Source organism: Plantactinospora sonchi, assembly GCF_036422035.1.
In the GTDB taxonomy this organism is placed as follows: domain Bacteria; phylum Actinomycetota; class Actinomycetes; order Mycobacteriales; family Micromonosporaceae; genus Plantactinospora; species Plantactinospora sonchi.
The window spans coordinates 1-16869 of record NZ_JAZGQK010000039.1 but is presented as its reverse complement, the minus strand read 5'-3'; the positions used below and the strand labels follow the sequence as shown (position 1 = coordinate 16869).

The following is a 16869-nucleotide window of genomic DNA, read 5'->3' as shown; positions in this document are numbered from 1 at the left end:
AAACTGGTTCAACGGCGGTGAACTGGTGTTTTGATGATCAGTTCAGGCTGCTCGGTGGTACTCGTTGATCACCCCGCTGAGGCGTCTTCGGCGGTGTATGGGCTTGTCGATGGGGATGACGACGGACGGGTCATGGTTGGGTGGGCGCTGCTGGCGCCCTTGATGTGGTCGGTGGTTGTTGAAGTGGTCGACGTACTCGCCGACCACGGCCTGCGCGTGGCGCTCGTCGTAGATCAACATGTGGTTGGTGCACTCGTCGCGGAGGCTGCGTCCCCAGCGTTCGATGAAGCAGTTCGCTTGTGGGGTCCGGGGTGGGGTCTTGACCACGGTGATGCCCTCGGCGGTGAAGACATCATCGAAGGTGGTGGTGTACTTGGCGTCGCGGTCGCGGTCGCGGATGAGGAATCGGAACCGGTTGGCGCGCTCGCCCAGGTCGAAGGCGAGGTTGCGGGCTTGCTGGGTCACCCACTGCCGGGTGGGGTGCGCCGTGACGCCGAGAAGATGGACCCGCCGGGTGGCTACTTCCATGACCACCAGCAGGTGCAGGCGTCGTAGCAGGATCGTGTCGAGGTGGAAGAAATCGATGGCCAACAGGCCGGTGGCCTGGTTACGCAGGAACGTCCGCCAACTGGTGTCCTGTTGGCGGGGCGCGGGGCCGAGGCGCCGGTGGGTCAGGATCCGCCGGATCGTGCCGGCACCGATCTGATGGCCGAGCCGCTGTAGCTCGCCCTGGATTCGGCGGTGTCCCCATCGCGGATTCTCCCGGGCCAGCCGAAGTATGACCTCCCGGATCTCGTTGCTGACGGGTGGCCGGCCGGGCCGGCTCGGGTAGGTCCAGTGACGTCGCACCAACCGGTGGTGCCAGGCCAGCAACGTCGCCGGGGTAACGATCCGATGTTCCCAGAGCCGGCGGGGCAGCAGACGGGCCAGGGCGGACAGGACCACCCGGTCCGGCCACGACAACCGCGGCCGGCCCCGAACCTGCCGACGAAGCACCGCCACCTCATGCCGCAGCACGAGAACCTCGATCAGCAACGCCCTGTCACCGCGGATCACCAACCCCAGCCCGCTGAACAGGCGGATCATCCCCAGGTACAGCAACCGCACGACCATACCAACGATCATCAACCCAAGCCGAGAACTCCCAGCTCACAGCATGTGCGACGAGTTTTGGCACGGTACAGGGTTCTCGCTGTTCAGCCGTAGCACCAGATCCCGGTTTTCGTTGCCGACGGTCAGCCGTCCGCGCCAGTTCAGCGAGATGGCCGGGGTGACGGTCCGGTGTGCCCGAAGTCGGTGGGACAGTGGATAGTTCGACTCCGTTCAGTCTAGTTTGGGATCAAGATTAGGATTCCCGAGGATGTTGGGGATTGGTGCCAGCTCCTATCGAATCCGCATGGTTCGACGCTAATTCCGGTGCTAATTCTGGTGACTGGCAATATGTGTCGCAGGGGTGCGGGGCTTGCTCGCTAATTGAGATCAAGCGATATTGACCAAGATCGGGTGTGCCGCTACAGTGATCGAGCCATTGCTGTGGGTGGTACTTCGCGGGGGTTCCCATGCACGCTGCTCGTGGTCGGTTTCGTCCTGCCTCTTGCCTCTGGCGGCGCACCCGCTTGGCGTCGATCCTGGTCGGGATCGTCGTTGGTGGCACGCTCCTGGTGCCGGCCTTTCCGGCCGTTGCCGACCCGGTGCGGACGGAGGACCCGTCCGCGTGCGTCGATGAGCAGGCTGACGCCGCGGCGGCGAAGCGGGTGGTCGCAGCGTGTGGCAGGCGGGTGGAGATCCTGTCTGAGCGGACGGAGTACTCGCAGACGTTTCTGAACGTTGACGGGTCGCGGACCATGGAGCAGGGGATCGAGCCGGTCCGGGTGCGCAAGGGCTCGTCGTGGGTGCCGGTGGACACGACGTTGAAGCCATCCCCCGAAGGGATTACTCCGAAGGCGTCGGTGCTCCCTGTCGTGATCTCGGCGGGCGGCAGCGGTCCGCTCGCCCGACTGCGTGATGGCGACCGCGAGCTGGCTGTGTCCTGGCCCGAGCCGTTGCCGGCGCCGGAGTTGCGAGGCTCGACCGCGACCTACCACAACGTGCTTCCGGATGTGGATCTGCAGGTGACCGCTCACGCGTTGGGGTTCTCCGAGGTGCTGGTCGTCCGCTCGCGTGCTGCGGCGGCGAACCCGAAGGTCGCGGAGTTGCGGTTCAAGATGAGCACGAAGAACGTCACCGTGGGCGTGGCGGACGGCGGCGGCCTTGCGGCTCGTGACGCTTCTGGCCGGATCGTCTTCGCCGCTCCCGCCCCGCTGATGTGGGACTCCTCGACGACAGACGCCAGCACGCCTAGCGGTGACCCCGCCGCGAAGGGGACGGACGAGCCAAAGGAGACGCGGAAGCGGGCGCCGTCGCAGGAATCGCAGGTGGTGCCGGAAGCAGCCCTGCCGGTCGAGGAGGTGCGGCGGGCGGTGATGCCGGTCCACGTCGAGGGCGACGAGATGGTGCTCCGACCGGACCGCAGAATGTTGACCGACCCGCGGGTCGAGCTGCCAATCATGATCGATCCCGGCTTCACCGGAAACGTCGATGGCAACGCGTGGACGTCGGTGTGGAGCAAGCACAAGTCGAGTTCGTTCTGGAAGGACGCGTCCGCGTTGCAGGAGGGGCCAACCTTCGGCTCCGCCGGCGCAGGGCGTACCGAGGACTGCTCGGGATGCGCGGATCATATCGTCCGGTCGCTGTTTCGTATGAAGACCGACGAGGTGAAGGGTGCCCATATTCAGTCTGCGGAGTTTCGGATCGAGCAGAAGCATGCGTGGACGTGTAATCCGAAGTCGAACGCGAAGCTGTGGTTGACCGGCTCGATTTCGTTGAGCACGACGTGGAACAAGCAGCCGACGTGGGACAGCAGCTACACCGCGCAGACCGCTGCGAACCGCAAGGTCGGATCGGCACACGGCTGCCTCGGGGCGGGCACGATCGAGTTCAACGTGAAGTCGATGGTGGAGAAGGCGGCGAAGAACAAATGGAACACGTTGACGGTCGGTCTGCGGGCGATTGATGAGGGCACGCTAAACCAGTGGAAACGGTTCAACCACTCCTCGCCGAAGCTGGCGATCACGTTCAACAACAGCCCGAACGCGTTGACGAACCTCAACTCAGACGGCAAGGGCTGCGCCACTGGGTTGTCCCGACCCTACGTGCTGACCACGACCCCGACGCTGTCGGCTGGGCAATCTGATTCGAACGAAGGCCAGCAGTCCTTGACCACCTCGTTCTACTGGTGGCCTGAGGGGGGTTCCCGGAACGAAACGAACAAGGTTTCGAAGTCGGAAGGGAACCCGTCGCCCGTAGCTACGGCGATTCCGGCAGGCAAGCTCGTTGACGGCGGCACGTACGTGTGGCAGGCCCGTACCTACGACGGGTCGCATTACGGCGACTGGTCAGGCAAGTGCGAGTTCACCGTTGATGCCACCCCACCACCAACGCCAGGGAGTGTGACGTCAGCTGACTACCCTGAGGACGGACCCGCACGCGGCGGAGTCGGTATCGCTGGCGTGTTCGAGATCGCGCCACCCGCAACGCGTCCGAAGGAGGTGAAGGAGTACGCGTGGACGCTCGACTCCGGGGTGCTAGCTGCGGCGGAAACAATCCCAGCCCGTACGACGGACTACGGAGCGACGCTGACGATCCGGCCGACACACGACGGGACCAACACGCTGCGGGTGTGGGCGAAGGACCGCGCCGGCAGGTTCTCGGAAACACCGGAGCCATACACCTTCACGGTACGAGCTGGTATGGGGCCGGCTGCGCAGTGGACTTTTGACGAAGCCAATGGCGATGCGACCGACGTCAGCAAGCACGCCAACACGGCGACGCTCAGCGGCTCTGGGGCGACCCGGGTGACGGGACGCGGTGGCGTTGGGAAGGCGTTGTCGTTGAACGGCGGGTTTGCCTCGACCGCAGGTCCGGTGCAGCATCCGCATCCGGATACCGGGGAGATGCTTCCGGTACGTACCGACAGCAGTTTCACGGTTACGGCGAGACTTCGCCTGCCGGTCGTGCCGACAGCGAACAAGGCCGCGCTGGCTGCTGACGGGGTACGTAGTGCGCCGTTCTGGCTCGGTTATGAGATCAGAAGCGGTCGGTGGGCGATCCGGATGCACGAGACCGATGTTGACGGGCCGGCCACGCAGACGGTGACGTCGTCCGCTGCTCCGGTGGCGAACAGGTGGACACACCTGGCGGCGACGTACGACGGGGGCACCAAGACGATTCGGCTGTACGTGGACGGCGTGTTGCAATCTGGCACGGCGACGTTGACCACCGGGTTCAACGCGACCGGCCCGATCCGCATCGGCGCGATGAAATACGCGGGCGAGCTCGGACACCGCTGGCCCGGCGACATCGACGACGTACGGATCTATGACTACATCGAGAGTCCGGCCAAGATCGCGGAGTTGGCGGTGCCGCTACCTCCGACGGTTACCTTCCCCACGGGAACCGAGGCCACTGCCGGCGGCCAACTAACTGCCGTTCTCGATGGCGGCGGTGACACCAATGTGACGAAGTTCCGCTACAGCGTCGACAACACCGGCCTGGGTACCGAGGTGGCGGCGACCAGCCCGGGCGGTACAGCAACTGTGACGATCAACGTAGGCGGCACCATCGGCGAGCGGTTGCTGCATGTGGTGGCGGTGGACGACGGCAACCGGGCCAGCGGCCTAGCCCGGGGCCCATTTAACGTGGTTGCGGCGGCGAGTCTGTCCGGTGTCGTGTTTGACGCTATGACGTTCGAGCCGGTGGCCGGGGCCACCGTGCGGTTGGAGCCCGGCGGGCTGCAAACGGTGACCGGTGACGGAGGCCGCTACTCGTTTATCGGGTTTCAGCCTGGCACTTATACCGTTTCGGCCAGCGTCGGCGGAAGGTGTGGCCTGTCCGGCAGCGCTACCCTCGACGTTTCTGACGCTGCGGCTTCCTTCGATCTTTACCTGTTCCCTTACACGGACGGGCTGGGATACACCTGCGCGGAGCGATCCAGCCCGTTCACTGCGGCGGGTACCGTCGTTCCGTTGACCGGTGACAACGCTGTACATGAGGTGGGTTTGCCGTTCGCGTTCCCGTTCTATGGGCAGGCGTACCGCATTGCCTGGGTGGACACCAATGGTGTGTTGTCGTTTGACGACCCGGGTGGTTCGCACCCGTACACCGGTGGTCAACTGCCGGCGCCAGCGAACCCGAACGCGATCGTCGCGCCGTTCTGGGACGACCTGGTCGTTGACGCCTCGGCGAGTGTGCGGACCACGACCACCGGCTCCGGTGAGGATGAGCGGTTCGTGATCGAGTGGCGCAACGTACACCGTAAGGCGTCGACGAGTCAGCGGTTGTCGTTCGAGGTGATTCTGGCCCCGGATGGCACGGTGACGACGAACTACGACCAGTTGGACAACGACGCGGAGCGTGGGGCGCAGGCCGCGGTCGGTATCGAGGGCCCGGCGGGTGAGGACGGCCTGCAGTATTCGGTGAACCAGCCGGTGCTGGCTTCGGGTCGGGCGATCAGCTTCGACCACCCGGAGGAGGAGAGCCCGATCGACGTGTACGACCTGTCCGGCACCCTGGTCGATGCGGCCGGTACCACGGTCGTGGGTGCGACGGTGAGCCTGGACCCGGGTGGGTTGACGGCCACGACCGGCGCGGGTGGGGTGTGGCGGTTCGACGGCCTTGTCGCGGACAGCTACAGCGTGACGTCCCGGACTACTGGCCGGTGTCCGCAAATGGTCGAGGTCCAGGTGGAGCTTGCCGCTGACACCGTCCGTGACCTGCGGTACGGGCCGGACTACGGCGGCCTCGGCTACGCTTGCTCCACGAGCACGGGTGGCTACATTTCTGCGTCGACCCAGCTGGCACTGACCGGCGACGCCTCGATCGCGACGGTGACTTTCCCGTTCCCGGTGACCATGCACGGCGGTACCCATTCGTCGGCGACGGTGAGCACCGAGGGTGTGGTCATCTTCGGCCCATCGCCCTCCGCGGGCAGCCTGTGGAACAACAGGGCGATGCCGAACATGACGGCTCCGAACGCGATCGTGGCACCGTTCTGGGACGACCTCTTTGTCGACACCGAGGCCACCATGTGGACACAAACCGTGGGGACGGCGCCGAACCGCTCGTTTGTCATCGAGTGGCGTAACGCCAGGCTCTTCGACTTCCCCGACGACCGGGTCAGCTTCGAGGTGGTATTCCACGAGGACGGGCGGATCGCGTTCCACTACGGGACGCTGGACAGCACGTGGGAGCAGGGCGGTGCGGCCACGATCGGAATCGAGAACGTCTCCGGCACGGTCGCGGCCCAGTACTCCTCCCACACGGCGGCGTTGACGTCGAACCGGTCGATCACCTACACGCCCGCCCCAAAGGGCACGGTCAGCGGGACCGTGACCACGGCGGTCACCTCGAACCCGATGGCGGGGGCGACGGTGACCCTCAACCCGGGCGGTCGGACCGCGACCACCGGTGCCGACGGTAGCTACCAGTTCACGAACCTGCCGGTGGGGGAGTACACGGTCGCCGCGTCGACCGGTGACAACCGCTGCCCGGGCCAGTACGCCACCCAGACGATCAACCATGCGGGTGGCACCTCGGATGTCGACCTGTCCGTGATGGTCGACGGTGACGAGGGCGGCTACAAGTGCACCACCGCCACGCAGGCGTTCATCCCCGGGGACATCGTCGAGGGCTGGTCCGGCGCCAACGTGTGGCAGAAGAACCCGCCGTTCCCGATCAAGCTCTACGGCCAGTCGTACACGTCGGCGTGGATCAGTTCGAGCGGTCTCATGACCTTCCGTGACCCGGCCTACTTCGGTTGGCTCGCCCAATTCTCGAGTCCGATTCCGTCCGCGTCCGCGTCCGGAGTACCGAACGCTGCGGTCTATGTGCACTGGGACAACTGGACTCTTGACTCCCAGGCCCGGATCGCCACGCGTACCAGCGGCACCGCCCCGAACCGGCAGTGGGTCGTCGAGTGGCGCAACGTCCGCCTGGCCGACGACGCGTCGGCCCGGGCCACCTTCGAGGTGATCTACCACGAGAACGGGCAGATTACGTTCGCGTACGCCGACATCAGCCCCACGATCGCGAAGGAACGCGGCTCCAACGCCACCGTCGGTATCGAGAACGGCGCCGGCACCATCGCCTTCCAATACCTGCACCGAGAGGAACGGCTGTCTAGCGGTCAGGGCATCACGTTCCGCCCCAGCCAGCCCGGCCCCGGCAGTATCACCGGCACCGTCACCTGCCAAGGTACACCGACCAGCGGAGCGACCGTCGCCGTCGCGGGCTTGTCGGCCACCACCGCCGCAGACGGCACCTACCGCATCGACAGCATTCCGGCCGGAACCTACGCCGTCATCACCACCACACCCACCGGCACCTGCAAGGGCTCGGCGGTGCGGCAGGCAACGGTCGGCACCAACACCGAGCACGCCGTCGATGTCGGCAACACCGCCACACCGGCCAACGCGGGTTACACCATCGTCGAGCAGTCGGTGACCTACACCCCTGCCAATAGCACCGTCCTGCCGCTGACCGGCGACGACGCCTACACCCAGACCAGCCTGCCGTTCCCGATCAGCCTTTACGGGCAGTCGTACACCACCGGCTGGATCGACACCAACGGCCTCGTCACCTTTATTAACCCCGGCGAACCGTCACCCGACGCTTGGCCGATCCCGTCTGCGGACAGCCCGCAGGAACCGAACGCCGCCGTCTACCCGTTCTGGCACGACTGGGTCGTCGACACGAACGCCAGCGTCCGCACCACCACCCGCGGCACCGCACCCAACCGCGAGTACGTCGTCGAATGGCGCAACGTCCACTCCTTCGAGGACCCACTTACCCGGATCACCTTCCAGGCGATCTTCCACGAAGTCGGCGGCTACAGCTTCGCCTACACCGACCACGACGACACCTTCCTCGAACGAGGCGGCGGCGCCACCATTGGCATCGAAAACGCCGACGGCACCCGCGCCCTGCCATACACCTACCGGCAACCCGTCCTCCGCCCAGGTCTCGGCCTGCGGATCACCCCACCCAGCCCCTGACCCACACCCCCACGGCGAACTGGCCACCCCTCGCGCCCCCGGAGGTACCCGGTGCAATCGATCCTGCCCGAAAACCCGCACCTGCCCAGACGGCGCACCCGCTCAAGCACCTTCCGGAGCGGAGTCGCCGCCGTCCTGGCCGGCGTGCTGCTGGCCAACATGCTGCAGGTGTCGGCGACTGCCGCCCCGGCCGAACCGCACCGACCACCGGCGCCGAAACCGGTGCCGACGGTGCCGGTGTCTGAGGTGAAGGCGGGTGCACCAGCTGCGGCGAAGGCCAGGCCGGATGCGAGTGCGAAGCCGGCGGCGGTGTGGCCGGCGGCGGGGGCGACCGTGGTGGATTTATCCGGGGCGCGGGGCGCCGGTGTGTCCGCGCGGGCGGGTGGTTTGCCGGTGCGGGTGGCTGCGGCGGACGCCGACAGCGGCGCCCGGTCAACCCCGGGTGCGCCGAGTCGGGTGCGGGTGGAGGTACTGGATCGAGGCGCGACCGAACGGGCCGGGGTCCGGGGTGTGTTGCTGCGGTTGGACCGGGCTGATGGTGTGGCGGCTGCCGGGGCTGGCGCGGCTGAAGCGGCCGGAGCGGCCGTCGTTGAGGTCAGCGTCGACTACGGGGCGTTCGCGACCGCGTATGGGGCGGACTGGGCGTCGCGGTTGCGGCTGCTCAGCGTGCCGGAGTGCGCATTGTCTACGCCTGGCGATCGGCAGTGTGTGGGTACGCCGTTGCGGTCGGACAACGACCTGAAGGCGCGGACCGTGACTGCGGACGTGCCGATGACCACTGCCGGAACGCTGGTGGCGATGTCCGCGGGCGCGTCGGGTCCGGCGGGCAGCTACCAGGCGACGCCGTTGCAGGCGTCGTCGACCTGGTCCGCCGGCGGCAACTCGGGTGCGTTTATGTGGTCATACCCGATGCGGGTGCCGCCAGCGCCGGGTGGTTTGGCACCGAAGTTGTCGCTGGACTACTCGTCCCAGTCGGTCGATGGGCGGCACGCCGCCTCGAACAACCAGCCGTCGTGGATCGGCGAGGGGTTCGAGATGACCGCCGGGGGGTTCATCGAGCGCCGGTACAAGCCCTGCATGAAGGACATGGATGGGTCGGCGAACAATGACGAGGAAACCGGTGACCTGTGCTGGGAGACCGACAACGCCACCCTGTCCCTGGCCGGTGCCTCCGGTGAGCTGATCTACAACGCCACTGAGCAGCGTTGGCATCTGCGTAGCGACGACGGATCCCGGATCGAGCGCAAGACCGGAGCCAGTAACGGCGACAACAACGGCGAGTACTGGGTGGTTACCACGACCGGCGGCGTGCAGTACTGGTTCGGCGCGAACCGGCTTCCCGGCTGGGCCTCCGGGGATCCGGTGACGAATTCGACCTGGACCGTCCCGGTGTTCGGCAACGACCCGGGGGAACCGTGCCGCGCCACCGAGTTCGCTGACTCCGATTGTGTGCAGGCGTGGCGCTGGAACCTCGACTACGTGGTCGACCTCAACGGCAACTCAATGTCGTACTGGTACACAAAGGAAACCAACCGGTACGGCCGCGACCTGGACCCGGACGACGCGCCGGCGTACGACCGGGGTGGCTGGCTGAACCGGATCGACTACGGCACCCGGCGGGACAACGGGGTCGACTCGGTGCTGGACACCCCAGCGCCGCTCCGGGTCGACCTTGGCGAGGCGAATCGCTGCCTGTCCAACTGCGCCACGCATGACGAGGTGCGTTGGCCGGACACTCCGTGGGACACGGAGTGCGCCGCCGCGCCGTGTAAGGACAACTTCTCTCCGACATTTTGGCGGACCAAGCGGCTGTCCACGGTCACCACACAGTTCCGGGCCGGTGGCGGGTACGAAGACGCGGAGCGGTGGACCCTCTCCCACACGTTCCCGGACCCCGGTGACGGCACCCGGGCCGGCCTGTGGCTAGACCGGATCTCGCACACCGGCCTGGTCGGCGGGTCCACCAGTTTGCCGGACGTGGAGTTCACCTATGTGCAGTTGGCGAATCGGGTCGACACGATCGACTTCGCTGCGGCGATGAACTGGATGCGGATCGCGAAGATCCGCAACGAGACCGGTGGCACGCTGAACGTCACCTACTCCGCGCCAGACTGTGTGGCCGGTCAGACCCCGACCGCGCATACCAACACCCGCCGCTGTTACCCGGTGCGGTGGCAGCCGGAGGGCCACCAGGACCCGGTGATGGACTGGTTCCACAAGTACGTGATCACGACGCTTTACGAAACCGACCACACTGGCGGGGTACCGCCGCAGGGCAGCCCGCGGGTCATTCACTCGTTCGACTATTTCGGCGGCGCGGCGTGGCACTACAACGATGACGACGGTTTGATCGACGCCGAAGACAAAACCTGGTCGGACTACCGGGGGTACGGCCGCGTCGGGGTCACCGTGGGTGATCCGGGGGAGCAGACATACAGCGAGACCCGCTACTTCAGGGGCATGCACGGCGACCGCGCCGGGCCCTCCGGCGGCACCCGGACCGCCACCGTCGATGGGATCAACGACGAAGACTGGTACGCCGGGCTGACCCGGGAGAAGAAGACGTTCAACGGCCCGGGCGGCCCGGTGGTTTCCCGCGAGACGGCTGACCCGTGGGCGTCGCCGGCGACCGCCACCCGCACAGTCAACGGCGACACGGTCACCGCCCGATTCACCCGGAACGGCACCGTGACCACATACACCGCGTTGGACGCGGGCCGGGGCGACCGGGTCACCAAGGTCACCACCGGGTACGACAGCTACGGCATGCCGGTCAGCGTCGACGACTTCGGCGAGGACGGGGTCGCCGGGGACGAGGTGTGCACGAAGACCGACTACACCCCGCGCAACACCACCGCCTGGCTACTGGACCGCGTGCACCGGGTACAGAAGTACGCGGTCAAGTGCGCCGACACCGGTGGCACGCTGACCGAGGCGGACGTGATCGGGGAGGCCCGGACCTGGTACGACGGTCAGGCGTTCGAGTCGACCCCGACCCGAGGGCTGGCCACCCGGACCGAGGAGATGGCGACCTGGAACTCCGGTGCGCCGACGTTCACCACGGTCGGGCGCAAGGCGTACGACGCGCATGGCCGGGAGACGTCCTCCTGGGACGCGATGAACTTCGAGACGAAGACCGCCTATACCCCGACCACCGGCGGCCCGGTCACCGGCACCACGGTGACCAACCCGATGGGCCACGTCACGACCACCACCCTGCACCCGGCCTGGGGGTCACCCACCGTCGTGGTGGACCCGAACGGCAAGCGCACCGACCAGGCCCACGACGGCCTCGGCCGGCTCACCTCGGTCTGGCTGCCCGGCCGGGACAAGGCCGCCCAGACCGCGAACGTGACGTTCAGCTACCAGTTGCGAACCGACGCGGCCACCTCGGTGGCCACCGCCCGGCTGAACGCGGCCGGAAACTACGTCACCAACTACGCGCTGTTCGACGGGATGCTGCGGCCACGGCAGACCCAGGCGGCCTCACCGTCCGGCGGCCGGCTGCTGACCGAGACGTTCTACGACAGCGCAGGTCGCAAAGCCCGGGAGTTCGCGCTCTACCACGCCACCGGCACCCCGGGCGACACCCTGGTCACCGCCACCGACCCGGTGCACGTACCCAGCCAGACCCGCACCGTCTACGACGGGGCAAGCCGCGTGACCGCCTCCGTCTTCCAGCCGTACGCGGACGAACGCTGGCGCACCACGACCTACCACGCCGGGGACCGAACCGACGTCACCCCGCCCGCTGGCGGCACCGCCACCTCGACCCGGACCGACGCCCGGGGCCGGACGGTCGAACTACGCCATTATCACGGCGCGATCCCAACCCCCGGCACGGCGGGCACCTGGGACGCCACGAGCTACAACCACAACCGCAAGGGACAGCCGACCGGCGTCACCGACCCGGCCGGCAACGACTGGACCCACACGTACGACCTGCGCGGGCGCAAGGTCGAGTCCACCGACCCGGACCTGGGCACCTCCGTCTTCACCTACGACAACGCCGGCCGGATGACCTCCGTCACCGACGCCCGCGGGGAGAAGCTCGCCTACCTGTACGACGGTCTGAACCGCAAGCGGGCCGTCTACGACGACCAGCTTGGCGGGACGATGCGGGCCCAGTGGATATACGACACCATCGCCAAGGGTCACCTGTCGCAGAGCATCCGGTTCATCGGCAGCGCCGCCTACGAGACCAAGATCGTCGGCTACACAGACCTATACCAGCCGACCAGTACCCAGATCGTCATCCCGGCGGCCGAGACCGGTCTCGCCGGCAACTACAACTTCCACAACACCTGGAACATCGACGGATCACTCGCCTCAACCAGCCTACCCTCGACCAATGGAGACCTGACGGCGGAGACGCTGACTTACGGATACAGCGACCTAGGGCAGCTCACCAACCTGAGCAGCGATTACAACACCAACGCGTCCTACGTCGCCAACACGGACTACAACGCGCTCGGCCAAGTCGACCAGTACGAGTTCTATACCGGCACGGGCGGGCGGGTCTTCCAGGCGTTCACCCGGGAACTGGAAACCGGCCGGCTGACCGGCGTACGGACCGACCGGGACCAAGTCGCCCCGTACGTGCTGACCGACACCAGCTACTCGTTCGACCCGGCCGGCAACATCGACAAGATCAGGGACACGGCGGCGGATCCGGTCGACGACACCCAGTGCTTTGGCTACGACTACCTACGCCGGCTGACCGAGGCGTGGACTCCGGCCTCCGGCGACTGCACGGCGACCCGCACGGTCAGCGGTCTGGGAGGGCCCGCTCCGTACTCGCTCTCGTGGACCTTCAACACCGTCGGCAACCGGCTGAGCCAGGTCGCGCACCTGCCGAGCGGCAACGCCACCACCAACTACCAGTACCCGGCCACCGGCGCCGCCCGTCCGCACGCCCTGACCAGCACCACCGGAGCCGAGGCGGGCACCTACACCTACGACCAGGCCGGTAACACCCTGACCCGGCCCACCCCGAGCGCGGGCACCCAGACCCTGACCTGGGACGCCGAAGGACAACTCGACACGTCAACCGACGCGACCGGCGGAACCCGGTACATCTACGACGCGGACGGTAACCGGCTAATCCGTCGAGATCCGGGCGGTAAAACGCTGTACCTGCCCGGCCAGGAACTCCGCTACACCACCGGCTCAAGCACCACCACCTGTACCCGCTACTACACATTCGACGGCAAGACGGTCGCCTCCCGCACCGCAGCAGGGCTGACCTGGCTCTCCGGTGACCACCAAGGCACCGCCAACGTGGCCGTGCAGGCGGCGACGCAACAGGCCACCAGCCGCCGGCAGAGCCCGTACGGCACACCCCGCGGATTGATGGCCAGCTGGCCCAACAGCCGGGGCTTCGTGGGCGGCACGGTCGACAACACCGGGCTCGTCCATCTCAGCGCGCGCGAGTACGACCCGACCATTGGCCGGTTCATCTCGGTCGACCCGCTGCAGGATCTCAGCGATCCAAGCCAGTGGAACGGCTACGTCTACGCCAACAACACACCGATCACCATGAGCGACCCGAGCGGGCTGCTCGGCTCAGCAGGCTGTGCGCCCGGCATGGTCGGCGGGCCGGGGGGCTGCACCGGCAACGAGAACGGCCACGTGCCGCCGAGCGGTGGCGCCACCAGTTCGGTCACCGTGTATCCGGGCGGCACCACCCTCGTCCAGGACAATGGCCGGGTCTGGATCAACGACTGGGAGGTGCCACTCGAGGTACTGCGCACCATCCCCGACGCGCCGACCGTCGAGCAAATGGCTGCCGGCCTGGATCGTTACCACATTGAACACCCCGTGCGCGGTGAAGGTGGGGTCGACCGGTACGGCGAGGAGTCGACGAGGACCGGCATTCTGCTAGCTACCTGGGCTGGTGGTATCAAGGGCTCGCACGAATACAAACTCTGGGCGGCCGGAATTGGCGGCCAGATCACGTCGGAACTGGGCGGAATGCAGGGCGTAGTCGGACCCCGGCTGCCGCGTATGGGACCCGGCCCGCGGATCGGGGCGGGTTGCACGAACAGCTTTGACGGCGACACCGAGGTACTGCTGGCGGACGGCGACACCAAGGCGATCGACGAGATTGAGATCGGCGACGTGGTCCTGGCCACCGACCCGGAGACCGGGCGGACCGTGCCCCGCGTCGTCACCGACACCATCGTCGGTACCGGCCCGAAGGACCTGGTCGACGTCACGGTCGATGGCGTGGTGATCACCGCTACTGCGAACCACCCTTTCTACGACGCAGGCCGACGGCGCTGGGTCGATGCGAAAGCCCTGCGTGAGGGCGACCTGCTTCGGCGACCGCAGGGCCTGACCACGGTGGAGCAGATCCGCGCCTACCGGGCCGAGTGGCGCACGGTCTACAACCTCACCGTAGACGAGATCCACACGTACTATGTGATAGCCGGCGACACGCCGGTACTTGTCCACAACGCGAATAGTTGTGGTCTGCCTGTGAGGATCAAGGGAGGTCAGCAAGTTGCTGGCGGTTCCTACAAATTGTCGAAGGCAGAACTTGCATTCGTCAACGATCTCCTCAAGCGCAAGCCCAATTTCCAGGTTTTTAGGGCTGATGGTAAGGCCTCAATGGGGGATTTCCTTGTGATTGACCGATCTAACCCTCGCTCGCCCGTCGGTTGGGCGGTGGAGTTGAAGACATCCAGTGGGGGCTTCCCTGGTGAGCAGTTCCGGAACGCGTCCTCCCTTACGAGTCGGTACGGCTTGTCTGATTTCAGGATGATTGCAGGTACGCCGTCGGAGATGCTCGACGCACTCAGTGTAGGTAGGAGTTCCTGGAATTGATTATCCTCCCGCAGGTGTTGCGAGATCTACTTAAAAAAGTCGATGGAGAGGTCGCTGCCACTTTGGCGCTAGATTTCGCTGAGGAGTCGCTTAGTGAGATGGGGCGCTGTGTCTTCTCCCGCGAGCTAAGGGATGCATCGACTGCTTACCTTGCTGCCGCCCGGAGGTTTTTGGACGGCGGCGGAGTGGATGAATTGAAGTCCGCGCATGAGCGGTTCTTCGGTGCGCGGGCGCAAGCCGATGGGGTTTCGGCGTCGGCGCTATGGATCGCTGCCATCGCTGTGCTGGCTGCCTGTCAAAGGGACATGGAAAGAGCGGAGATTATTGTAAAGAATTCGTACATGCCTACGGTTCTCGATGTCGCCACAGAGGCCCAGGTGATTGCCGGCAGATTCGCGAGTGGGGCCCAGGATTCTCAAAGGGCTCGGTGGGAGATGGCGCGTCGGCAGTTGATATTATTTGTTAACGCGATCAAGTTCCCGGGTGACAATCCTCCTTAAGGATCCTCGATTTGGCAGGGCACAGCGGGTAGACGCTTGCCGCACAGGGTTTCAGTCGGTGACGACGGGTTGGGGACTGCGTAGATTTCCGTGTTTGACCTGGGTGTGGTCCGTTGGACAGGACGTTGATCCTGTCCAGAAAGGACCACGTCATGGCAGACAAGAAGAACGCTGCTCCACTTCCCCGGCCGACGGCGGCGCGGAGGTGGAGTTCGCCCAGCAGTTGGTGGAGCGGGGTCTCGTTGGTCGGGCCGGGTGGGCTCCTCGCGGGGATCACCCGGACCGTTCTTGAGTCAGCGCTCGGTGCGGAGTTGGATGCGCACCTCGACGAGGCCGGTGTCGACGAGGCCACCGGCCGGCGGGCCAACATCCGTAACGGGCACGGTGCGAAGACGGTGCAGACCGAGGTCGGCCCGGTGCGGATCCAGGTCCCGCGGGACCGGGCCGGCTCGTTCACCCCGCGGACCGTCCCGAAGCACGCCCGGCGGTTGGACGGGTTCAACGAGGCGATCCTGTCGCTGTACGCGAAAGGGTTGACGACCGGGGAGATCGCCGCGCATCTGGCGGACGTGTACGACGCCGACGTGTCCCGAGAGTTGATCAGCCGGGTCACCGACAGCGTGGTGGACGAGATGGAAGCGTGGCGGCAGCGGCCTCTGGACCGGATCTATCCGGTCGTGTTCATCGACGCACTGGTGATGAAGATTCGGCAGGGGCAGGTCGCGAACCGGCCCGTCTACGTCGTGGTCGGTATCAGTCTCGACAGGGAACGCGACGTCCTCGGCATGTGGGCCGGCACCGGCGGTGAGGGCGCCAAACAATGGGCCGGCTACCTCACCGAGCTGCGTAACCGCGGTGTCGAGGACGTGTTCATGGTCTGCTCCGACGGATTGAAGGGCATGACCGACGCGATCGAGCAGGTGTGGCCGCAGGCGGTGCACCAGCAGTGCGTCGTCCACCTCGTGCGGGCCTCCCTGCGCTATACGAATCGCAAGGACTGGCAGAAGATCACCCCCGTGTTGCGGGACATCTACACCGCCCCCACCGTCGCCGCGGCGGAGGCCCGCTTCGAGGCCTTCGCCGCGCAGTTCGGTGACCAGTACCCCGCCGTGATCCGGCTCTGGCGCACCTCCTGGCCGCAGTTCGTGCCGTTCCTCGACTACGACCACGAGGTCCGCAAAGTCCTCTACACCACCAACATCATCGAGAGCCTCAACGCCCGGTTCCGGCAGGCCGCCCGACGGCGCGGGCACTTCCCGACCGAGCAGGCCGCGATGAAGGTCCTCTACCTCGTCGTCCAGCAGAAACGCCGGGGCGGCGGGAGCATCACCGGCCGGGTCTACGGTTGGGCCAAGGCCCTCAACGCCCTGATCCTCGCCTACGGCGACCGGATCACCATCTAACAACCCCGATCACACCACAGGCCCAAACACGGAAATCGACACACTCCC

Annotated in this window: 5 protein-coding genes; 4 read left to right on the top strand and 1 reads right to left on the bottom strand. The window is 66.4% G+C overall.

Going from position 1 to position 16869, the window contains the following annotated elements; all coding sequences use genetic code 11:
- Window positions 1-42 precede the first annotated feature (42 nt).
- Window positions 43-1113 carry an integrase core domain-containing protein gene (locus V1633_RS34310; RefSeq protein WP_331218462.1) on the bottom strand — a complete coding sequence of 357 codons (1071 nt, stop codon included), beginning with the start codon at window positions 1111-1113 and terminating at the stop codon, window positions 43-45.
- A 503-nt stretch (window positions 1114-1616) separates the two neighbouring features.
- Between V1633_RS34310 and V1633_RS34305 the strand changes: the two genes are divergently transcribed.
- The 4 genes from V1633_RS34305 to V1633_RS34290 all read left to right on the top strand — a co-directional run bounded on the left by V1633_RS34305 (window position 1617) and on the right by V1633_RS34290 (window position 16821).
- A complete protein-coding gene (locus tag V1633_RS34305; protein WP_331218461.1) occupies window positions 1617-8090 on the top strand; it encodes a carboxypeptidase regulatory-like domain-containing protein in 6474 nt (2157 codons plus the stop codon).
- Between the two features lie 771 nt (window positions 8091-8861).
- Complete coding sequence (locus V1633_RS34300; protein WP_331218460.1) at window positions 8862-14918, top strand: polymorphic toxin-type HINT domain-containing protein; 6057 nt, start codon at window positions 8862-8864, stop codon at window positions 14916-14918.
- A 14-nt stretch (window positions 14919-14932) separates the two neighbouring features.
- Complete coding sequence (locus V1633_RS34295) at window positions 14933-15418, top strand: hypothetical protein (RefSeq protein WP_331218459.1); 486 nt, start codon at window positions 14933-14935, stop codon at window positions 15416-15418.
- A gap of 152 nt (window positions 15419-15570) precedes the next feature.
- Window positions 15571-16821 (top strand): IS256 family transposase, encoded by a 1251-nt coding sequence (locus V1633_RS34290; RefSeq protein WP_331218458.1) that lies wholly within the window; start codon window positions 15571-15573, stop codon window positions 16819-16821.
- The last annotated feature ends 48 nt before the right edge of the window (window positions 16822-16869 follow it).